General features: G+C 61.4%; 22 protein-coding genes. 20 read left to right on the forward strand and 2 right to left on the reverse strand.

Annotated features, from left to right (window positions below; all coding sequences use genetic code 11):
- Positions 1 to 14: 14 nt before the first annotated feature.
- The 11 genes from PSFL_RS19570 (at position 15) to PSFL_RS19620 (ending at position 9,130) form a co-directional block, all read left to right on the forward strand.
- Positions 15 to 650 (forward strand): MotA/TolQ/ExbB proton channel family protein, encoded by a 636-nt coding sequence (locus tag PSFL_RS19570; protein WP_029299724.1) that lies wholly within the window; start codon positions 15 to 17, stop codon positions 648 to 650.
- Positions 647 to 1,075 carry a biopolymer transporter ExbD gene (locus PSFL_RS19575; RefSeq protein ID WP_029299722.1) on the forward strand — a complete coding sequence of 143 codons (429 nt, stop codon included), beginning with the start codon at positions 647 to 649 and terminating at the stop codon, positions 1,073 to 1,075. The genes PSFL_RS19570 and PSFL_RS19575 overlap by 4 nt, the downstream gene beginning before the upstream one ends.
- Positions 1,075 to 2,085: a tetraacyldisaccharide 4'-kinase gene (gene lpxK / locus PSFL_RS19580; RefSeq protein WP_057439615.1), complete on the forward strand. Its 1,011-nt coding sequence runs from the start codon at positions 1,075 to 1,077 to the stop codon at positions 2,083 to 2,085. Before PSFL_RS19575 ends, lpxK begins: the two co-directional genes overlap by 1 nt.
- Positions 2,086 to 2,109: 24 nt before the next feature.
- A complete protein-coding gene (locus PSFL_RS19585) occupies positions 2,110 to 2,295 on the forward strand; it encodes a Trm112 family protein (protein WP_003174668.1) in 186 nt (61 codons plus the stop codon).
- Positions 2,292 to 3,056 carry a 3-deoxy-manno-octulosonate cytidylyltransferase gene (gene kdsB / locus PSFL_RS19590; protein ID WP_057439614.1) on the forward strand — a complete coding sequence of 255 codons (765 nt, stop codon included), beginning with the start codon at positions 2,292 to 2,294 and terminating at the stop codon, positions 3,054 to 3,056. The genes PSFL_RS19585 and kdsB overlap by 4 nt, the downstream gene beginning before the upstream one ends.
- Positions 3,056 to 3,520, forward strand: coding sequence for a low molecular weight protein-tyrosine-phosphatase (locus tag PSFL_RS19595; RefSeq protein WP_057439613.1), 465 nt, complete (start codon positions 3,056 to 3,058; stop codon positions 3,518 to 3,520). Before kdsB ends, PSFL_RS19595 begins: the two co-directional genes overlap by 1 nt.
- Complete coding sequence (gene murB, locus PSFL_RS19600) at positions 3,517 to 4,536, forward strand: UDP-N-acetylmuramate dehydrogenase (RefSeq protein ID WP_057439612.1); 1,020 nt, start codon at positions 3,517 to 3,519, stop codon at positions 4,534 to 4,536. Before PSFL_RS19595 ends, murB begins: the two co-directional genes overlap by 4 nt.
- Before the next feature lie 244 nt (positions 4,537 to 4,780).
- Positions 4,781 to 5,251, forward strand: a complete 471-nt coding sequence (locus tag PSFL_RS19605) for a (2Fe-2S)-binding protein (protein ID WP_057960403.1) — start codon at positions 4,781 to 4,783, stop codon at positions 5,249 to 5,251.
- A complete protein-coding gene (locus tag PSFL_RS19610; protein ID WP_169960819.1) occupies positions 5,248 to 7,569 on the forward strand; it encodes a xanthine dehydrogenase family protein molybdopterin-binding subunit in 2,322 nt (773 codons plus the stop codon). The genes PSFL_RS19605 and PSFL_RS19610 overlap by 4 nt, the downstream gene beginning before the upstream one ends.
- Positions 7,569 to 8,555, forward strand: coding sequence for an XdhC family protein (locus tag PSFL_RS19615; protein WP_057439610.1), 987 nt, complete (start codon positions 7,569 to 7,571; stop codon positions 8,553 to 8,555). Before PSFL_RS19610 ends, PSFL_RS19615 begins: the two co-directional genes overlap by 1 nt.
- Positions 8,552 to 9,130 carry an NTP transferase domain-containing protein gene (locus PSFL_RS19620; RefSeq protein WP_397470396.1) on the forward strand — a complete coding sequence of 193 codons (579 nt, stop codon included), beginning with the start codon at positions 8,552 to 8,554 and terminating at the stop codon, positions 9,128 to 9,130. Before PSFL_RS19615 ends, PSFL_RS19620 begins: the two co-directional genes overlap by 4 nt.
- Positions 9,131 to 9,267: 137 nt before the next feature.
- Here PSFL_RS19620 and rne read toward each other — a convergent pair whose 3' ends face one another.
- Positions 9,268 to 12,498, reverse strand: coding sequence for a ribonuclease E (gene rne / locus PSFL_RS19625; protein ID WP_397470397.1), 3,231 nt, complete (start codon positions 12,496 to 12,498; stop codon positions 9,268 to 9,270).
- Positions 12,499 to 13,199: 701 nt separating this feature from the next.
- Here rne and rluC point away from each other — a divergent pair.
- From rluC to sppA, 3 genes are read left to right on the forward strand one after another with little or no spacing between them, the layout of a single operon-like run.
- Entirely contained in the window at positions 13,200 to 14,159 is a 960-nt protein-coding gene (rluC, locus tag PSFL_RS19630; protein WP_005790558.1) for a 23S rRNA pseudouridine(955/2504/2580) synthase RluC, read from the forward strand.
- Complete coding sequence (locus PSFL_RS19635; protein WP_057439607.1) at positions 14,146 to 14,808, forward strand: HAD-IIIA family hydrolase; 663 nt, start codon at positions 14,146 to 14,148, stop codon at positions 14,806 to 14,808. Before rluC ends, PSFL_RS19635 begins: the two co-directional genes overlap by 14 nt.
- Positions 14,809 to 14,829: 21 nt before the next feature.
- Positions 14,830 to 15,819 carry a signal peptide peptidase SppA gene (sppA, locus tag PSFL_RS19640; RefSeq protein WP_057439606.1) on the forward strand — a complete coding sequence of 330 codons (990 nt, stop codon included), beginning with the start codon at positions 14,830 to 14,832 and terminating at the stop codon, positions 15,817 to 15,819.
- 132 nt (positions 15,820 to 15,951) lie between these two features.
- Here the strand turns inward: sppA and PSFL_RS19645 are convergent, their stop codons facing one another.
- Positions 15,952 to 16,530, reverse strand: a complete 579-nt coding sequence (locus PSFL_RS19645; RefSeq protein ID WP_057960397.1) for a nucleoside triphosphate pyrophosphatase — start codon at positions 16,528 to 16,530, stop codon at positions 15,952 to 15,954.
- 105 nt (positions 16,531 to 16,635) lie between these two features.
- Here PSFL_RS19645 and PSFL_RS19650 point away from each other — a divergent pair, with 105 nt between their 5' ends.
- From PSFL_RS19650 to acpP, 6 genes are all read left to right on the forward strand, one after another.
- Positions 16,636 to 17,166 carry a YceD family protein gene (locus tag PSFL_RS19650; protein WP_057960396.1) on the forward strand — a complete coding sequence of 177 codons (531 nt, stop codon included), beginning with the start codon at positions 16,636 to 16,638 and terminating at the stop codon, positions 17,164 to 17,166.
- 13 nt (positions 17,167 to 17,179) lie between these two features.
- Positions 17,180 to 17,362, forward strand: coding sequence for a 50S ribosomal protein L32 (gene rpmF / locus PSFL_RS19655; protein ID WP_004371305.1), 183 nt, complete (start codon positions 17,180 to 17,182; stop codon positions 17,360 to 17,362).
- A gap of 4 nt (positions 17,363 to 17,366) precedes the next feature.
- Complete coding sequence (plsX, locus tag PSFL_RS19660) at positions 17,367 to 18,377, forward strand: phosphate acyltransferase PlsX (RefSeq protein WP_081044296.1); 1,011 nt, start codon at positions 17,367 to 17,369, stop codon at positions 18,375 to 18,377.
- Between the two features lie 127 nt (positions 18,378 to 18,504).
- Entirely contained in the window at positions 18,505 to 19,443 is a 939-nt protein-coding gene (fabD, locus tag PSFL_RS19665; RefSeq protein WP_198830923.1) for an ACP S-malonyltransferase, read from the forward strand.
- A 17-nt stretch (positions 19,444 to 19,460) separates the two neighbouring features.
- Positions 19,461 to 20,204 carry a 3-oxoacyl-ACP reductase FabG gene (gene fabG, locus PSFL_RS19670; RefSeq protein ID WP_057439602.1) on the forward strand — a complete coding sequence of 248 codons (744 nt, stop codon included), beginning with the start codon at positions 19,461 to 19,463 and terminating at the stop codon, positions 20,202 to 20,204.
- A gap of 192 nt (positions 20,205 to 20,396) precedes the next feature.
- Positions 20,397 to 20,636, forward strand: a complete 240-nt coding sequence (acpP, locus tag PSFL_RS19675; RefSeq protein ID WP_057439601.1) for an acyl carrier protein — start codon at positions 20,397 to 20,399, stop codon at positions 20,634 to 20,636.
- Positions 20,637 to 20,696: the final 60 nt, after the last annotated feature.

Consider the following 20,696-nt stretch of genomic DNA (forward strand, 5'->3'; position numbering starts at 1 on the left):
AGGGGACATTCACTGTGTGGGAATTGGTCAAATCCGGCGGCTGGATGATGTTGCCGATCATTCTGAGCTCCATCGCCGCACTCGGCATTGTTGCCGAACGCCTGTGGACCCTGCGCGCCAGCCGTGTAACCCCTGATCATCTGCTGGGGCAGGTCTGGCGCTGGATCAAGGACAAGCAACTGGACAAGGAAAAGCTCAAGGAACTGCGGGCCAATTCCCCTCTGGGCGAGATCCTCGCTGCGGGCCTGGCCAACTCCAAGCACGGTCGCGAGATCATGAAGGAGTGCATTGAAGAAGCTGCCGCCCGGGTAATTCACGAACTGGAGCGCTACATCAATGCCCTGGGCACCATCGCGGCAATGGCGCCATTGCTGGGCTTGCTCGGTACCGTGCTGGGCATGATTGATATCTTCAGTGCCTTCACCGGGTCCGGTATGACCACCAACGCCTCGGTATTGGCCGGGGGTATTTCCAAGGCCCTGATCACCACGGCGGCGGGCCTGATGGTGGGTATCCCTGCGGTGTTTTTCCACCGATTCCTGCAACGCCGCATCGACGAGCTGGTGGTGGGCATGGAGCAGGAAGCCATCAAACTGGTGGAAGTGGTCCAGGGCGACCGTGATGTCGACCTGGTCGAGGGCAAAGCGTGAAATTTCGCCGCAAGCCCCGGGAAACGGTCGATATCAACCTGGCGTCGTTGATTGATGTGGTGTTCATCCTGCTGTTGTTTTTTGTCGTCACCACCACCTTTACCCGGGAAACCCAACTACGGGTCGAACTGCCGGAAGCCGTCAGCGGCTCGCCGGCCGAAGACCAGCAGCTCAAGCAACTGGAGATCACCATCAGCGCCGAAGGGGTGTTTTCGGTGAACAACCAGTTACTCGAGAAAAACGACGTGGCCAGCGTGATGGATGCGCTGCAGAAGGAGTCCGGCGGTGATACGCAAATGCCGCTGTCCATCAGCGCCGATGGCAAGACCCCGCACCAGGCTGTGATCACCGCGATGGATGCAGCCGGCAAGCTCGGTTTCAGCCATTTGCGCATGACCACCGTCGAGGCGGCGGGGCAACCCTGATGGCCTTGTCCGATCGTTTGCTCAAGGCCTGGTATGACGGCCACCCGGCGCTCAAGCTCCTGCAACCACTGGAGGCACTCTATCGCCGGGTGGTCAGGCGCAAGCGCGAGCGGTTCCTGGCGGGTGAGGGCACGATCTACCAAGCGCCGGTGCCTATAGTAGTGGTCGGCAATATCACTGTGGGTGGCACCGGCAAGACGCCGTTGATCCTGTGGTTGATCGAGCATTGCCAGCGCAGTGGCCTGCGGGTCGGTGTGGTCAGCCGTGGCTACGGGGCCAAGCCTGCGCAGTTGCCATGGCGGGTGCAGGCCAGCGACAGCGCGCAAGTGGCCGGCGACGAGCCCTTGTTGATCGTGCAGCGCAGCGGCGTCCCGCTGATGATCGACCCCGATCGCAGCCGGGCGGTGCAGGCCCTGTTGGCCAGCGAGACCCTGGACCTGATCCTGTCCGACGATGGCTTGCAGCATTACCGTCTGGCCCGTGACCTTGAGTTGGTGCTGATCGACAACGCCCGCGGCCTGGGCAATCGCCGCTGCCTGCCTGCCGGGCCGTTGCGCGAGCCGGTCGAGCGCCTACACAGCGTCGATGCCCTGCTATATAACGGCGCCGGAGCTGATCGCGAGGATGGCTTTGCTTTCCGTCTGCTGCCGACCACGTTGGTCAACCTGCTGACCGGCGAGCGGCGGCCGCTGGACCATTTTCCCGTGGGGCAACGGGTGCATGCGGTCGCGGGCATCGGCAACCCACAACGTTTCTTCAATACCCTCGAAACGCTACACTGGCTGCCGATACCCCATGCGTTTGCCGACCATGCGCCCTACAGCGCCGAGGTCCTGAATTTTACGCCGTCACTGCCCCTGGTCATGACCGAAAAGGACGCGGTGAAGTGCCGCGCCTTTGCCCAGGCACACTGGTGGTACCTTGCAGTCGATGCCGCACCGTCACCGGCGTTTATCGCCTGGTTCGACACGCAACTGATGCGTCTGCTGCCCGCTCGACTTTTGCCTTAAAACGTTTTTATCCAGGAAACCCCCATGGACACCAAACTGCTCGATATCCTCGCTTGCCCGATCTGCAAAGGCCCGCTCAAGCTCAGTGCCGACAAGACCGAACTGATCAGCAAGGGCGCCGGCCTGGCGTACCCGATTCGCGACGGCATCCCGGTGATGCTGGAAAGCGAAGCCCGCACCCTGACGACCGACGAGCGCCTGGATAAATGACCACTGCCTTCACTGTTGTCATCCCCGCGCGCTACGCCTCCACCCGCCTGCCCGGCAAACCGCTGCAGATGATCGGCGCCAAGCCGATGATCCAGCTGGTCTGGGAACAGGCCTGCAAAAGCAGCGCCCAACGCGTAGTGGTGGCCACTGATGATCTGCGGATCATCGAGGCCTGCAAGGGTTTTGGCGCCGAAGCGGTACTGACCCGTGAAGATCACAACTCCGGCACCGACCGCCTGGCCGAAGTGGCCACGCACCTGGGCCTGGCGCCGGACGCCATCGTGGTCAATGTGCAAGGCGACGAGCCGCTGATCCCGCCGTGTGTCATCGACCAGGTCGCGGCCAACCTGGCCGCCCACGCCGAAGCGCGCATGGCGACCCTGGCCGAGCCTATCGAAGACCTCGAGACCCTGTTCAACCCGAACGTGGTCAAGGTGGTCAGCGACATCAATGGCCTGGCCCTGACCTTCAGCCGTTCGACCCTGCCCTGGGCGCGCGACGAATTCGCCAAACAGCGTGATGTGTTGCCGGCGGGCGTGCCGTATCGCCGCCATATCGGCATTTACGCCTACCGCGCCGGCTTCCTGCATGACTTCGTCAACTGGGGCCCGTGCTGGCTGGAAAACACCGAGGCCCTGGAGCAATTGCGGGCCCTGTGGCACGGCGTGCGCATTCATGTCGATGATGCGATGGAAGCGCCGCCGGCCGGTGTCGATACGCCGGAAGACCTCGAGCGCGTGCGTCGGTTGCTGGGGGCTTGATGGAAGTCCTGTTTGTCTGCCTGGGCAATATCTGCCGCTCGCCCACCGCCGAGGGCGTGCTGCGCCACAAACTGCGGGCCGCCGGGTTGGCGGACCAGGTCGAGGTGGCGTCTGCCGGTACCGGTGAATGGCATATCGGCAAGGCCCCGGACAAGCGCAGCCAGCAAGCAGCGCTGCGTCGTGGCTACGACTTGTCGGCCCAGCGCGCCCAGCAGGTGTCGCGCGCCGACTTTGCGCGCTACGACCTGATCCTGGCGATGGACCAGAGCAACCTGCGCAACCTCAAGGCCATGCAACCGGCCCAGGGCAAGGCCGAGTTGGACCTGTTCCTGCGCCGCTACGATGGGGCGGTGGATGAAGTGCCGGATCCGTACTACGACGGCGAGCAAGGTTTCGAGCAGGTCCTGGACCTGATCGAGGCCGCCTGTGATTTGCTGGTGATCGAATTGAAGGGGCGGTTATGAGTCTGGATGTGCAGCCCCAGGTTTCCCTGAAGGCCTTTAACAGTTTTGGCATTGATGTGCGTGCGCAATGGTTCGCCGAAGCCCATAGCGACGCCGATGTGCGCGAGGGCCTGGCCTATGCGGCCGCACAGCAGTTGCCGTTGCTGGTGATCGGGGGCGGCAGCAACCTGCTGCTGACCCAGGATATCCCGGCGTTGGTGTTGCGCATGGCAACCCAGGGGATCCGGGTACTGCACGACGACGGCCAGCAGGTGGTGGTGGAAGCCGAGGCGGGCGAGGCCTGGCATCCGTTTGTGCTATGGACCCTTGCACAAGGGTTCTCTGGCCTGGAAAACCTCAGCCTGATTCCCGGCACTGTCGGGGCGGCACCGATGCAGAACATTGGCGCCTACGGTGTCGAGATCAAGGATGTCTTCGCCGGGCTGACCGCCCTCGACCGCCAGACGGGCGAGTTGCGGGATTTCAGCCTGGAGGAATGCAACTTCGCCTACCGCGACAGCCTGTTCAAGCACGAAGTGGGGCGCTGGCTGATCCTGCGGGTGCGTTTTGCCCTGAACCGCGTCGCACACCTGAAACTCGGCTATGGCCCGGTGCAGCAGCGCCTGGCGGAGCAGGGCATTGCCCAGGCGACCCCGAGCGATGTCAGTCGGGCCATTTGCAGTATCCGCAGTGAAAAGCTGCCCGATCCTGCGGTCTTGGGCAACGCCGGCAGTTTCTTCAAGAACCCACTGGTCTCCCAGGAGCTGGCGGCGCAGTTGCAGCTGCAATATCCCGATCTGGTGGCCTATCCCCAGGCCGACGGCCAAGTGAAACTGGCGGCCGGCTGGTTGATTGAAAAGGCCGGCTGGAAGGGCTTTCGCGAGGGGGATGCCGGTGTGCATCGCTTGCAGGCGCTGGTGCTGGTCAATTATGGCGCGGCCACCGGCCTGGATATTTCCAGCCTGGCCCTGCGCATCCAGCGCGATATCGCCGAGCGCTTCAAGGTCGACCTGGAAATGGAGCCCAATCGTTATTGAGCTACGCTTCTAGCGTGTTGAACCAAGCCCTGCATTGCAGGGCTTTTTTGTTAATGCTGGGTTAACTTAGCAGGCTAACGATGCCTGTTTATTGTTCGATAGACCCTGTTTATCAAAGGCCCGGTGAAGACCTGTCTTCACAAGAGAGCCCGATTAGCCTGAGCCATCTGCGTGTACCGACTCCGCTCCCTTGAAAGCGGCAGATAGCTCGACCCCATAATCCAATCACTATGCGGGCGTGCCCATGATTACTCTGAAACTCAACGGTCAAGATCATCCACTGGATGCCACCGAGGATATGCCTCTGCTGTGGGCGATCCGTGATGTCGCGGGTTACAACGGCACCAAGTTCGGTTGCGGCATGGGCCTGTGTGGCGCCTGCACCATCCATATCGACGGTGCGCCGGCGCGCAGTTGCATCACGCCCATCGGCTCGGTCAAAGGGCAGAACGTCAGTACTATCGACAACCTGCATAACGACCCGATTGGCCAGGTGGTGCAGCAGGCATGGCTGGATACGGCGGTGGCGCAATGCGGCTACTGCCAGGGCGGGCAGATCATGTCGGCCACGGCCTTGCTGAAAACCAACCCCAACCCCAGCGATGCACAGATTGAAGAAGCCATGGTCGGCAATATCTGCCGCTGCGGCACCTATAACCGCATCAAGACGGCGATCCGCCAGGCCGCGACTCAGTTGCAGGGAGCCAAGGCATGAGCCAGTTACCGAGCAATTTCGCCCTGAGCAACCTTAGCCGGCGCGGTTTCCTCAAGGGCGTCGGCGCGACCGGCGCCCTGGTGGTGGCTGCCAGTTGGGGCTTGCCCCAGGCCTTTGCCGACGAAGTGAAACAATACGGCGGGGCCGCGATGCCCAATGGCCTGGTTGATGATCCCAAGGTCTATGTCAGCATCGCCACCGATGGCACCGTCACCGTGATCTGCAACCGCTCGGAGATGGGCCAGGGCGTGCGCACCAGCCTGACCATGGTGGTGGCCGATGAACTGGAGGCCGATTGGGCGCTGGTGAAGGTTGCGCAGGCGCCGGGTGACGAAGCGCGTTTTGGCAACCAGGATACTGACGGTTCGCGCAGCATGCGCCATTGGTTCGAACCGATGCGCCGCTGCGGCGCCGCCGTGCGGACCATGCTGGAACAGGCCGCTGCCGAGCAGTGGAAAGTCCCGCTGGGCGAATGCCGTGCACAGTTGCATAAAGTCATTCACCAACCCAGCGGCCGCGAACTGGGCTATGGCGCCCTGGCCGCTGCCGCCAGCGCGTTGGCAGTGCCGGCGCGCGACAGCCTGCGGCTCAAGCAGCCCTCGGAGTTTCGCTATATCGGCAAGGAAGCCACCAAGGCCATCGACGGTGCCGATATCGTCAACGGCCGGGCGGTGTACGGCGCCGATGTGCATTTTGACGGCATGCTGTTCGCGACCATTGCGCGGCCCAAGGTATACGGCGGCAAGGTCAAGTCGTTCGATGCCAGCGCGGCGCTGAAAGTCCCCGGGGTGATCAAGGTCCTGCAAATCGAAAGCCGACCCATACCCTCGGAATTCCAGCCATTGGGTGGTGTGGCGGTGGTTGCCAGCAATACCTGGGCGGCGATCAAGGGCCGTGAGGCGTTGCAGATTGTCTGGGACGACGGCGCGAATGCTGGCTACAACTCCACCGACTATCGCAAGACCCTCGAGGCCGCGGCGCTCCAGCCCGGCAAAGTGGTGCGCAATACCGGCAGTATCGAGCAGGCCCTGAACGATGCCGACAGCACCCTCGAAGCCACGTATTACTTGCCACACCTGGCGCAGTCGCCGATGGAGCCGATGGTGGCCGTAGCCCGTTATCAAGACGGGCGATGCGAGGCCTGGGCTCCGAGCCAGGCACCTCAGGTCACGCGGGAACGGGTGGCCGAGCGCCTGGGCCTGCCGTTCGATAACGTCACGATCCACGTCACCCTGTTGGGCGGTGGCTTTGGGCGCAAGTCGAAACCGGATTTCATCATCGAAGCTGCGCTGCTGGCCAAGGAATTCCCCGGCAAGGCCGTGCGGGTGCAGTGGACCCGTGAAGACGATATTCATAACTCCTACTTCCATACCGTCTCCGCCGAGTACCTCAAGGCCGGCCTGAACAAGGACGGCCTGCCCTCTGGCTGGCTGCACCGCACCGTGGCACCCAGCATCACTGCGCTGTTTGCGCCGGGCATGAACCACGAGGCGGCGTTCGAGTTGGGCATGGGCTTTACCAACATGGCTTACGCCATTCCCAATGTGCGCCTGGAAAACCCCGAAGCGGCTGCCCACACCCGCGTGGGTTGGTACCGTTCGGTGTCGAACATCCCCCATGGGTTTGCCATTCAGAGCTTTGTCGATGAACTGGCCCATAAGGCCGGCCAGGATCCGCTGAAATATCAACTCAAGCTGCTGGGCCCGGATCGTCAGATTGATCCGCGAACCTTGAGTGAAGAGTGGAACTACGGCGAGTCCCCCGAGCGTTATCCGATTGATACCGCGCGCATGCGCGGCGTGCTGGAAACCGCCGCCAAGGCCGCCGGCTGGGGGCGCACGCTGCCCAAGGGGCGCGGCCTGGGGCTGGCGGTGCACTACAGCTTTGTGACCTATGTGGCGGCGGTGATCGAGGTGGAGGTCAAGGATGATGGCACGCTGATCGTGCATAAGGCTGATATTGCGCTGGACTGCGGACCGCAGATCAACCCGGAGCGCATCCGCTCACAGTTCGAGGGCGCCTGCGTCATGGGCTTGGGCAATGCGGTCCTGGGAGAAATCAGCTTCAAGGATGGCAAGGTCCAGCAGGACAACTTCCATATGTATGAAGTAGCGCGCATGTCCCTGGCCCCCCGGGAAATCGCCATACATTTGGTCACGCCAGAAGGAGAGGTGCCCCTGGGGGGCGTCGGTGAGCCAGGCGTGCCACCGATTGCGCCGGCGCTGTGCAACGCGATATTTGCCGCCACCGGCAAGCGTATCCGCAGCTTGCCCGTGCGTTATCAACTGCAGGGCTGGCAGCAGGCGGCGAAAGCCTGATGGACAGCGTGGATCTGAACGTCCTGCGCAGCGTGCTGGAGTGGCGCCGCGCGGGGCAGCGGGTGGTGCTGTACAGCGTGGTCCAGACCTGGGGCAGCGCGCCACGGCCGCCGGGGGCGATGCTGGCCCTGCGCGGCGATGGGGTGGTGATCGGCTCGGTTTCCGGTGGCTGCATTGAAGATGACCTGATCGCTCGGCTTTACGATGGTCGCTTGCCTGACGAAGGGCCGCCGGTGCAACTGGTGACCTATGGCGTGACCCGGGATGAAGCGGCGCGCTTTGGCCTGCCCTGCGGCGGCACCTTGCGCCTGACGGAGGAGCGAGTGGGTGATCCTGCCTGGGTCGCCGAGTTGCTGGCGCGTTGTGAGGCTCATGAAATAGTGGCCCGGGAGTTGGACTTGGCGACGGGCACCGTGCGTCTGAGCGCGGCGAGCCAGTCCGACATTGTCAGTTTTGATGGTGAGCGCTTGCGGGCCATCTACGGCCCGCGCTGGCGCCTGTTACTGATCGGTGCGGGGCAGCTGTCGCGCTATGTGGCAGAAATGGCGCGGCTGTTGGATTTTGAAGTACTGATCTGCGATCCACGCCAGGAGTTTGTCCATGGCTGGGAAGAACAACACGGGCGCTTTGTGCCGGGAATGCCCGATGAGGCCGTGCTCAATATCCAGACGGACGAGCGCACGGCCATTGTGGCCCTGACCCACGATCCGCGCCTGGACGACATGGCGCTGCTGACCGCGTTGAACTCCCGAGCGTTCTACATTGGTGCCCTGGGCTCGCGGGCCAATAGCCGCAAGCGGCGGGAGAACCTGGCGGTGTTGGGGCTGGGAGCGGAGGCGATTGCGCGGCTGCATGGTCCGATCGGTCTTCATATCGGCAGTCATACGCCGGCAGAGATTGCCTTGTCGTTGATGGCGCACATCGTCGCGATCAAGAACGGTGTGGAACTGTTGCAAGCAAAACCGGTGCGGGAGGTGGTCAGTTGACGAGCACCATTACCGCCATCGTCCTGGCGGCGGGGCAGGGCAGCCGGTTCCGCGCGCAAACCGGCCAGGACAAACTGCTGGCCCCTTGTAGGGGGCGTGATGGAGTGACACGGCCGGTCTTCGAGCAGGTGTTGGTCAATTTACCGACCTGTATCACCCGGCGCTGGGTCATCACCGCGCCTGCGCGCAGCGAGGTCATTCGCCTGGCCAGGGCATACGGTTGCGAAGTGCTGCTTGTGGATTCGGCGGGCATGGGCGACAGCATTGCGGCCGCCGTGGCCGCCAGTAGCCCGGCGGCGGGTTGGCTGGTGGTGTTGGGGGATATGCCGTTTATCCAGGCGGCGAGTATTGAGCGGGTGATAGAGCGGGTGGAGGGTGTCAGTGTGCCGGTGCATGCCGGTCAGCAGGGCCATCCTGTTGCGTTTGGCCCGGCACTGGGGCCGGCCTTGATGGGGTTGACTGCGGATCGTGGGGCCAGGGCTGTGTTTGCCCTGGCTGAGGTGCGGGAAGTGCAGGTGGATGATCCTGGGGTGTTGTGGGATGTGGACGTGCCGCAATCACTGGAATTCAGGTAGGGGCTGGAAGAGCTGGTCGGGGTGTCAGGTATTTATCCGTCATCGTTAACGATCATCGCAGGCAAGCCAGCTCCCACATGTCGCATAAAAAAGCCCCGCCTGATTGCTCAGGCGGGGCTTTTTAATTGCCGTTGGAATCAGGCGAGGGGTTTAGGCTCGTGCTCTTCTTCCAGGGCTTTTGGGTTGTGCTCTACCACTTCTTCAACGGAACGCAGGTTCTCGTCGATGGTTGGGGCAGTGTGCTCAACTTCTGCTTCGATGGTCGGTGCTGGCGCAACCGCTTCGACGACGGCCGGGGCCGCCGCTGCTGCTGCTTCGGCTTCTTTCTGCAGACGCTCGGCTTCACGCTTGCGACGACGCACTTCACGCGGGTCGTTAGGCGCACGGCCGTTTTCGGTCAGGGCGCTGACAGGGGCTTCAACCACTGGGGCGACCACTTCGGCAACCACTGGGGTTTCCACAACCACCGGAGCAGGTTCGGCAACCACAACCGGTTCTGCAACCACCGCTGGTTCGGCGATAACCACTTCAGCAACCGGTGCTGGAGCTTCTTCTACCGGTGCCGGGGCAGGTGCTTCGGCGGCGACGGCCGGCTCGGCAGTCCACTGGAAGGCGGTCTGTTCTTCGCGAACTTCACGCACTTCTGGGGTTGCTTCAGCGGCTGGCGCTTCGACAACAGCTTCGACCACAGGCTGGGGCTCAACCACGATTGCAGGTGCAGCCACAACTTCGGCTTCAGGCTGGGCTTCGCGGACCGGTGCCACTTCCACTTCTACAGCGGCAGGTGCTTCGACCACGGTGGTGGCTTCGACAACCGGTGCTTCAACTGCGGCAGTTTCCTGCACGGCAGCGGTGGCACGTTCGGCCTGCTGGTTGGCTTCGGCTTCGGCAGGAGCACTGATGACCGAGCTGGCAACTGCAGCGGTAACGGCCAGGCCAGCAGCCAGTTCGGTGCTGGTCGGTTCGTTGTTGGCGCTTTCTTCAGTGGCTTCGCCGGTCTCTTCCGAGCCTTCGATCACATTGCCGTTGGCGTCACGCTGACGCTCACGGCGGTTGCTGCGGCGACGCTGGCCACGGGAGCGGCGGCGTGGACGATCGCCTTCGGCGTTGTCCTGGCCATCTTCCTGTGGCTGTTCGTCGTTGTTCAGCAGTTCTTCTTCGCTGGCTGCGGCAGCCTGCTCGGCGCGTGGTTGACGCTCTTCACGCGGTGGGCGTGGAGCGCGTTCTTCACGGGGCTGGCGGGCCGGGCGTTCTTCAGTCGCGGCATCAGTTGCTACGGCGGCAACAGCTGGGGCAGCGTCCAAAGGTTCACGCAGTTCACGTACACGTTCTTCACGCTCGCCACGTGGCTTGCGATCTTCACGCGGGGCGCGAGGGGTACGCGGTGCGCGTTCTTCACGTGGTGCACGCTCTTCGCGCGGAGCACGTTCTTCACGGGCTACGGCCGGGGTTTCTTCACGGGCTTCGCGCGGCTGGCGCTCTTCACGGGGGGCGCGTTCTTCACGCGGTGCACGTTCTTCGCGAGGCTTGCGCTCTTCGTCACGGCGACCGTTGCGGTTACGGCTCTGCTGGCGACCGTTGCGACGCTCTTCGTTGCGGGCAGGGCGTTCAGCGGCTGGCTTCTCGACCACGGCTGGAGCAACAGGCTCTTCCTTGGTGGCGAACAGGCTGACCAGCGACTTCACCAGGCCCTTGAACAGGCTTGGCTCCGGCAGGACGGCAGGCGCGGCCACCGGGGCGGCGACTTCAGTCGGTACCGGTGCGTTGGCACGGGCCGGTGCGGTCTTGACCGCGGCTTCCTGGCGCACCAGGGTGCGGGTTGCGGCGGCTGGCTGGACTTCTTCGACTTCGGCAGCGGCAGCGGCGATTTCGTAGCTGGACTGGCCGCTGTGGGCTTCCGGGCTGTCATCACGCAGGCGCTGGACTTCGAAGTGCGGCGTCTCGAGGTGATCGTTCGGCAGGATCACGATACGGGCACGGGTGCGCAGTTCGATCTTGGTGATCGAGTTGCGTTTTTCGTTGAGCAGGAAAGCTGCAACCGGGATCGGCACTTGTGCGCGGACTTCGGCGGTGCGGTCTTTCAGGGCTTCTTCTTCGATCAGGCGCAGGATCGCCAGGGACAGCGATTCAACGTCACGGATGATGCCGGTGCCGTTGCAACGCGGGCAGACGATGCCGCTGCTTTCGCCCAGGGATGGACGCAGGCGCTGACGGGACATTTCCAGCAGGCCGAAGCGCGAGATACGGCCAACCTGTACGCGGGCACGGTCGGCTTCCAGGCATTCGCGGACTTTTTCTTCCACGGCGCGCTGGTTCTTGGCCGGGGTCATGTCGATGAAGTCGATCACGATCAGGCCGCCGATATCACGCAGGCGCAGTTGGCGAGCGATTTCTTCGGCTGCTTCCAGGTTGGTCTGCAACGCGGTTTCTTCGATGTCGCTGCCTTTGGTGGCGCGCGCCGAGTTGATGTCGATGGACACCAGGGCTTCGGTCGGATCGATCACGATGGAGCCGCCGGACGGCAGTTCGACCACGCGCTGGAAGGCGGTTTCGATCTGGCTTTCGATCTGGAAGCGGTTGAACAGCGGTACGCTGTCTTCGTACAGCTTGATCTTGCTGGCGTACTGCGGCATCACCTGGCGGATGAAGGTCAGGGCTTCGTCCTGGGCTTCAACGCTGTCGATCAGCACTTCGCCGATGTCCTGGCGCAGGTAGTCGCGGATGGCGCGGATGATCACGTTGCTTTCCTGATAGATCAGGAATGGCGCGGAGCGGTCCAGGGACGCTTCTTTAATAGCGGTCCACAGTTGCAGCAGGTAATCGAGGTCCCACTGCATTTCTTCGCTGCTGCGGCCAAGGCCGGCAGTGCGCACGATCAGGCCCATGTCGGCCGGAGCGATCAAGCCGTTCAGCGCTTCACGCAGTTCGTTGCGCTCTTCGCCTTCGATGCGACGGGAGATGCCGCCGGCACGCGGGTTGTTCGGCATCAGGACCAGGTAACGGCCAGCCAGGCTGATGAAGGTGGTCAGGGCGGCGCCCTTGTTGCCACGTTCTTCTTTTTCGACCTGGACGATGACTTCCTGGCCTTCGCTCAGGACGTCCTTGATGTTCACGCGGCCTTCAGGGGCTTTCTTGAAGTATTCGCGGGAGATTTCTTTGAGGGGCAGGAAGCCATGGCGCTCAGAGCCAAAATCGACAAAGGCAGCCTCAAGGCTTGGCTCGATGCGAGTAATCCGGCCTTTATAGATGTTGGCCTTCTTCTGCTCGCGTGCACCGGACTCGATGTCCAGGTCGTAGAGGCGTTGGCCATCTACCAGTGCAACACGCAACTCTTCGGGTTGAGTTGCGTTAATCAGCATTCTTTTCATGTTGTACCGTCGGTTTCCGGGCTGCCGGAAACGGCGTTCGGCACACACGACTTCTCACGGTCGGTGTCAGGTGCGTCAAGAGTGGTTGGCCACTCCAGTGTCCAGCAATACCGGCCAATTGGGCTGATATCGCGACTTACGCGTCCTGCTTGCTGTGGTGACTTAATAAGCACTCAGTCAGGAGGAGGAATCAACCGGCGACTGTGGACGAGATGAAGCGTCTAAATATAAGCCTAGTGCTACACAGTCCGACGGTTGTGCATCTCCACCCTACACGTATCCCTGATAATTCGGGTGCTGCCGCGCGCAGAATCCGCAGCGGGTTGGCATTTACCGTGTTCTCCAATGGGGAGTTCACGCTCATGGCTAATAACAGGCGTTGTTTCCGAAGCATTCGCCGTGGTCTGGTACAAGACTGACTGCACTTTGTGAACTGGCCGTAAATATCGGCGCAAGAGACGAGTAATCACTCTGTTTCTTGCACTCGCTTCAGGCCTCATGTCACCTGCGCTTGTTACAATCTTGAGCCTTCCAGTGTGGCAAGAGCCCCGTAGGACGGCCTCGCGTCCTGATGAATTGCGATGGTCAGGGGCGGCAGTTTGCCGCGAGTCCTCTGTCCAGGCCGCTTTTGGCGGCGTTCGCGACTATAGCAGCAATGATTAAGTGCTTCAATTCCATAAAAAATTGTTATCATTCCCGACATGACGACTACCACCCCCCCGACCCCCAGCGTCCAGCTGCTTGAGGTCTCGCCGGAATATGCCGGCCAACGCATCGACAATTTTCTTCTGGCCAGGCTCAAGGGCGTGCCCAAGACCTTGATTTATCGCATTTTGCGTAAAGGCGAAGTGCGGGTGAACAAGGGCCGGATCAAGCCTGAGTACAAGCTGCAGGCGGGCGATATCGTCCGGGTGCCGCCGGTTCGCGTGCCTGAGCGTGACGAGCCTGTGCCGCTGGCCCAGGGCCTGTTGCAGCGCCTTGAAGCGTCGATTGTCTTCGAAGACAACAAGCTGATCGTGATCAACAAGCCGTGCGGCATTGCGGTGCACGGCGGTAGCGGCCTGAATTTCGGGGTGATCGAAGCCTTTCGTCAGTTGCGTCCGGATGCCAAGGAGCTGGAACTGGTCCATCGCCTGGACCGCGACACCTCCGGCCTGTTGATGATTGCCAAGAAGCGCAGCATGTTGCGTCACCTGCATACCGCCCTGCGCGGCGATGGCGTGGACAAGCGCTATATGGCCCTGGTGCGTGGCAACTGGGCGTCCTCGATCAAGAGCGTGCGGGCACCGTTGCAGAAGAGCAACCTGCGCTCCGGCGAGCGCATGGTCGAGGTAGACGAGGAGGGCAAGGAGGCGCTGACCCTGTTCAAGGTGCTGCGGCGCTTCGGTGACTTCGCAACCATGGTCGAGGCCAAGCCGGTGACCGGGCGTACCCACCAGATTCGTGTGCATACCCTGCATGCGGGTCACTGTATTGCGGGCGATACCAAGTACGGCGACGAGGGTTTCTCCAAGGAGATTCGTGACCTTGGCGGCAAACGCCTGTTCCTGCATGCCTACATGCTGACGGTGCCATTGCCCGATGGTGGCGAATTGAAATTGCAGGCCCCTGTGGATGAGATGTGGGCCAAGACCGTGGAGCGCCTGAGTGTCGCGCCCTGACTACAAGCTGCTGATTTTTGACTGGGATGGCACCCTGTGCGATTCCATTGGTCGGATTGTCGAGTCCATGCACGTGGCCTCGACCCGTTCCGGCTTCGAGCTGTGCAGTGATCTGGCGGTCAAGGGCATTATTGGCCTGGGATTGCCCGAAGCCATTCGCACCTTGTACCCGCAGATCGCTGACAGTGAGTTGGTGGCGTTTCGCGAGCATTACGCCGATCACTACATTGCCCTGGAGTCCGAGCCTTCGCCTTTGTTTGAGGGGGTGGTGCAGTCGTTGGCGGCATTGCGTGAGCAGGGCTATCACCTGGCCGTGGCCACCGGCAAAGCCCGGCGTGGCCTGGATCGGGTGCTCAAGGCCAATGGTTGGGAAGACTATTTCGACGTCACCCGCGCTGCCGATGAAACCGCGAGCAAGCCCCATCCATTGATGCTGGAGCAGATCATGGCCCATTGCGGCGTGTCTGCCCGTGAGTCGTTGATGGTCGGCGATGCTTCGTTCGATCTGTTGATGGCGCGCAATGCCGGCATGGACAGTGTCGCCGTCAGCTACGGCGCCCAGTCCCCCGAAGCCTTGCAGGCTTACGAGCCGCGACTGACGATTGATCGGTTTTCGCAATTGCACGCCTGGCTCAACCAGGCCCATTAAGTTTTTGCTGGGGTAGATGGCATGACCGATGAGTGGAAGGCACCGACCAAGTCCGGTGCTGACAATGGCGATGATAAAAGCTGGAAGTTGTTGGAAAAGACCCTGCTGGCGGGCGTCCAGGAGCAGCGCCGCGCCCGGCGCTGGGGGATCTTCTTCAAACTCCTGACCTTCACCTACCTGATTGGCATGCTGGTATTGTTCAGTCCTTTGGTCGATATGGAAAAAAGCGCCGCCCGCAGTGGTAGCTATACCGCGTTGATCGAGGTGAGCGGGGTGATTGCCGACAAGGAGTCCGCCAGTGCCGACAATATCGTCAGCAGCTTGCGCACGGCCTTCGAGGATCCCAAGGTCAAGGGTGTGGTGTTGCGCATCAATAGCCCTGGCGGCAGTCCGGTGCAGTCGGGTTACGTCTATGACGAGATTCGCCGGCTGCGTGCCTTGCATCCAGAGACCAAGCTGTACGCGGTAATCTCTGACCTGGGCGCCTCGGGTGCCTATTACATCGCCAGCGCCGCCGACCAGATCTACGCCGACAAGGCCAGTCTGGTGGGTTCCATTGGCGTGACGGCGGCCGGCTACGGTTTTGTCGGGGCAATGGAGAAGCTGGGGGTTGAGCGTCGTACCTACACCTCCGGGGAGCACAAGTCGTTCCTTGACCCGTTCCAGCCGCAAAAGGCTGACGAAACCCAGTTCTGGCAGAGCGTGCTCGACACCACTCATCGCCAGTTCATTGCCAGCGTCAAGCAGGGGCGCGGTGAGCGGCTCAAGGATAAAGAACATCCGGAGTTGTTCTCGGGCCTGATCTGGTCGGGTGAGCAGGCATTGCCGCTGGGCTTGATTGATGGTCTGGGCAGTGCCAGTTCAGTGGCGCGGGATGTGATTGGCGAGAAGGAGTTGGTGGACTTTACCGTCCAGGAATCGCCGTTCGACCGTTTCTCCAAGAAGCTGGGGGCCAGTGTGGCGGAGAAACTGGCGCTGTACATGGGCTTCCAGGGGCCGGCCTTGCGCTGATCTCGCGATTGGCATAGCTCAAAATGTGGGAGCGGGCTTGCCCGCGATTGCGGTGGGTCAGCCAACCAATGGGTTGCTGACAGGCCGTCATCGCGGGCAAGCCCGGCTCCCACATTGTTTTTTGTGGGGCTCTCAGGGGATTTGCACGCCTTCGGCCAGCAACATATCCACCAGGCGGATCAGCGGTAGGCCGATGAGGCTGGTGGCGTCTGGCCCTGCGGTGCTCTGAAACAGGCTCACCCCCAGTCCCTCGGCCTTGAAGCTGCCAGCGCAATCGTAGGGTTGCTCGATCCGCAGGTAGCGCTCGATCTGTGCCGGTGCCAATTGGCGCATTGTGACGGTGAAGGGGATGCAGTCCACCTGGCAGTGCCCGGTGTCGCTATTGAGCAGGGCCAGGCCGGTCAGGAAGCTGACCTGTCTGCCGCTGGCCGCCAGCAATTGCTCGCGGGCCCTTTCAAAGGTGTGGGGCTTGCCGATGATCTGGCCGTCCAGGGTCGCCACCTGGTCCGAACCGATGATCAGGTGCCCTGGATGGCTGCCGGCCAGGGCGCGGGCTTTCTCTTCGGCCAGGCGCTTGACCAGGTCGATCGCGGACTCATTTATGCGATGGCTTTCGTCGATATCCGGAGAGCTGCAGATGAACGGCAGATGCAGGCGGTTCAGCAGTTCCCGGCGATAAACCGAGCTGGAAGCGAGTAATAAAGGCAACATGTGGCTCTCCTCAAGGCAGTCGCGGATTCTAGCGAGCGGACAGTCTGGCGCACAGGGCTGAATTTCCTTTGACATGGGCGGGTGCATCCCTATAATGCTGCGCCTATGTTGAATGACCCGATTCCACCTCACGTTGACCCGCGCAAATTGGCTGATCGTGGCACCACCCTCCAAGGTGAAGTGTTGCTGGCCGATTTGGAGAGACTCTGCGACCCGCTTTCCGACACTGTCGGTACGGTGCAGGCTAAATTCGTTTTTGAGCGAGATGAACGTAAATCTGTGGTAATCCACAGCTTTATCGACACCGAGGTCAAAATGGTTTGCCAGCGTTGTCTTGAGCTGGTCACCCTGCCGATCCACAGCGAATGCAGTTATGCTGTGGTGAAAGAGGGTGCGAATACCCAGTCGTTGCCGAAAGGTTATGACGTGCTGGAACTGGGCGAAGATCCTTTGGATCTGCATGCACTGATCGAGGAGGAGCTTTTGCTCGCCTTGCCCATTGTGCCTGCTCATCATCCGGAAGAATGCCAGCAGCCGGCGGGGCTCGATGACGAGTCCGAACCGAGCGAGGACGAGGTAACGCGGTCCAACCCGTTCAGTGTATTGGCGCAGTTAAAGCGTGACCCAAACGTTTAGGAGTTAATCAATTATGGCTGTTCAGCAGAACAAAAAATCCCGCTCTGCCCGTGACATGCGTCGTTCGCACGATGCCCTGACGGCAAGCACTCTGTCTGTAGAAAAAACCACTGGTGAAGTTCACCTGCGTCACCACGTATCGCCAGAAGGCGTATACCGTGGCCGTAAAGTGATCGACAAGGGCGCTGACGAGTAATCACTTGTCTGCTCAAGTCATCGCGATTGACGCAATGGGCGGGGACTTCGGTCCCCGCAGCATTGTCCAGGCATGCATTGCCAGCCTGTCTGCTACGCCCTCGCTGCACCTGACCCTCGTCGGTCAACCTTCCCTTCTTGAAGAACTGATTGCCAGTCATCCGGCTGTGGATCGCGCGCGCCTGACAATAATGCCGGCCAGCGAAACCATCGGCATGGATGAAAAGCCGGCCCAGGCCCTGCGTGGCAAACCTGATTCGTCAATGCGCGTGGCGCTTGAGTTGCTGCGCGATGGCAAGGTCCAGGCCTGTGTCAGCGCTGGCAATACCGGGGCCTTGATGGCGCTGTCGCGGCATGTGCTGAAAACCCTGCCGGGTATTGATCGGCCGGCGATGGTCGCGGCGATTCCGACGCAGGGTGGCTATTGCCAGTTGCTGGACCTGGGGGCAAATGTCGATTGCAGCGCCGAGCACCTGCTGCACTTTGCCCTGATGGGCTCGGTCGCGGCCGAGGCGCTGGGTGTGGTGCGGCCACGGGTGGCCTTGCTGAACATCGGCACCGAGGATATCAAGGGCAACCAGCAGGTCAAGTTGGCCGCTAGCCTGTTGCAGCAGGCGCGGGGCTTGAATTACATCGGGTTTGTCGAAGGCGATGGGTTATATCGTGGCGAGGCCGATGTGGTGGTTTGTGACGGGTTTGTCGGAAATATCCTGCTTAAGTCCAGCGAAGGCCTGGCTACGATGATTGCTGCGCGGATCGAGGCGTTGTTCAAGCGCAATCTGGCTTCGCGGCTGGTGGGTGCCTTGGCGTTGCCGTTGATGCGGCGCTTGCAGGCGGACCTGGCCCCGGCGCGGCATAACGGCGCAAGCTTCCTCGGTCTGCAGGGTATTGTGGTAAAAAGCCACGGTTCTGCAGGTGTCCAGGGCTTTCAGAGTGCTATTGCGCGCGCGCTGATCGAGATCCAGGAGAACCTGCCGCAACGCTTGCATGGCCGTCTTGAGGATCTGTTGCCTTAGGCGAATCGGGCCGGGAATGCTTAAATGTGACCGGCCAGTTCAATTGACCATCCAATCTGTCAGTTTCTTGCGCTCCCAGCTGTGGGGCGTCAATTCACCGACGACCAGATCATTAGGGGCTTGTTACATGTCTACATCCCTCGCATTCGTCTTTCCAGGGCAGGGTTCGCAGTCCCTCGGCATGTTGGCCGAGCTGGGCGCGCAATACCCGCTGATCCTGGAAACATTCAAGGAAGCTTCCGCGGCCTTGGGCTACGACCTCTGGGCATTGACCCAGGACGGTCCGGAAGAACTGCTCAATCAAACCGATAAAACCCAGCCGGCCATCCTGGCGGCGTCCATCGCGCTGTGGCGCGTTTGGCTGGCCGAAGGCGGCGCACGCCCGGCTTTTGTTGCCGGTCACAGCCTGGGCGAGTACAGCGCCCTGGTTGCGGCAGGCAGCCTGACCCTCGCTGAAGCGGTCAAGCTGGTAGAGCGCCGTGGCCAACTGATGCAAGAGGCGGTTCCGGCCGGGCAGGGCGGCATGGCCGCGATCCTGGGCCTGGACGACGCGGTGGTGATCGAAGCCTGTGCCGAAGCGGCCCAGGGCGAAGTGGTCAGCGCGGTCAACTTCAACTCCCCTGGCCAGGTGGTGATCGCCGGCGCCAAGGCAGCAGTTGAGCGTGCCATCGAAGGCTGCAAGGCCCGTGGGGCCAAGCGTGCCTTGCCGCTGCCGGTCAGCGTACCGTCCCACTGCGAACTGATGCGCCCGGCGGCCGAGCGTTTTGCCGAGTCCGTCGCCGCCATCAACTGGCAGGCACCGCAGATCCCGCTGGTGCAAAACGTCAGCGCCGACGTGGCCCCGGACCTGGAAACTCTCAAGCGCGACCTGCTGGAGCAACTGTACAAGCCGGTGCGCTGGGTTGAATCCGTGCAGACCCTGGCTGCCAAGGGCGCGACCCAACTGGTTGAGTGTGGCCCGGGCAAAGTCCTGGCCGGTCTCAACAAGCGCTGCGCCGAAGGCGTGTCGACTTCCAATCTCAATACCCCGGATGGCTTCGCAGCCGCCCGCGCCGCACTGGCCTGAACTAAGGAGAAGCCTGCATGAGTCTGCAAGGTAAAGTTGCACTGGTTACCGGCGCAAGCCGTGGCATTGGCCAGGCGATTGCCCTGGAACTGGGCCGTCAGGGCGCGGTAGTGATTGGTACTGCCACCTCTGCCTCGGGCGCCGAGCGTATCGCCGCGACCCTCAAGGAAAACGGCGTGCAGGGCACCGGCCTGGAACTCAACGTGACCAGCGATGAGTCCGTGGCTGCTGTGCTTGCCGAGATCACCGCACAATTCGGTACGCCGGCTATTCTGGTGAACAACGCCGGTATCACCCGTGACAACCTGATGATGCGCATGAAAGACGACGAGTGGTACGACGTGGTCGATACCAACCTGAACAGTCTGTTTCGCCTGTCCAAGGGTGTTTTGCGCGGCATGACCAAGGCGCGTTGGGGGCGAATTATCAATATTGGCTCCGTAGTGGGTGCCATGGGCAACGCAGGCCAAGTAAACTACGCCTCTGCCAAGGCCGGCCTGGAAGGTTTCAGCCGTGCCCTGGCGCGTGAAGTCGGCTCGCGGTCGATTACGGTCAACTCGGTGGCTCCAGGGTTCATCGACACCGATATGACCCGCGAACTGCCAGAAGCGCAGCGTGAAGCGTTGCTGACGCAAATTCCGCTGGGTCGTCTGGGCCAGGCTCAAGAGATCGCCAATGTGGTCTCTTTCCTGGCATCTGACGGTGCGGCATACGTGACTGGGGCTACAATCCCGGTGAACGGCGGGATGTACATGAGTTAAATTGTGACGGATCGCTTCAAAAAAATGTCATACGAGCTGTCTAAAATCCGTTATAAAGCTGCAATCTATTTATAGACAGGTGGTCGGTAGGGTACGAGGGTGAAGCTTTCAGTTGAAAAGCTGAAAAGCCTTTCTATACACTTACCCACTGGCCAGCTGCCTGAATTTGTCCATTAGGAGTGAAAACAAGGTATGAGCACCATCGAAGAGCGCGTCAAGAAAATCGTTGCCGAGCAACTGGGCGTTAAAGAAGATGAAGTGAAAAACACTTCTTCCTTCGTTGAAGACCTGGGTGCCGACTCCCTTGACACCGTTGAGCTGGTGATGGCTCTGGAAGAGGAATTCGAGACCGAAATCCCGGACGAAGAAGCTGAAAAAATCACTACTGTTCAAGCTGCTATCGACTACGTTACTGCTCACAACGACAAGTAATTTGTAGTCGTCGCTTGCTGTTGGGAAAAACCGCACTGCTATAACGGCGTGCGGTTTTTT

The organism is Pseudomonas sp. DD1, from assembly GCF_044510355.1.
Classification (GTDB): Bacteria; Pseudomonadota; Gammaproteobacteria; order Pseudomonadales; family Pseudomonadaceae; genus Aquipseudomonas; species Aquipseudomonas shahriarae.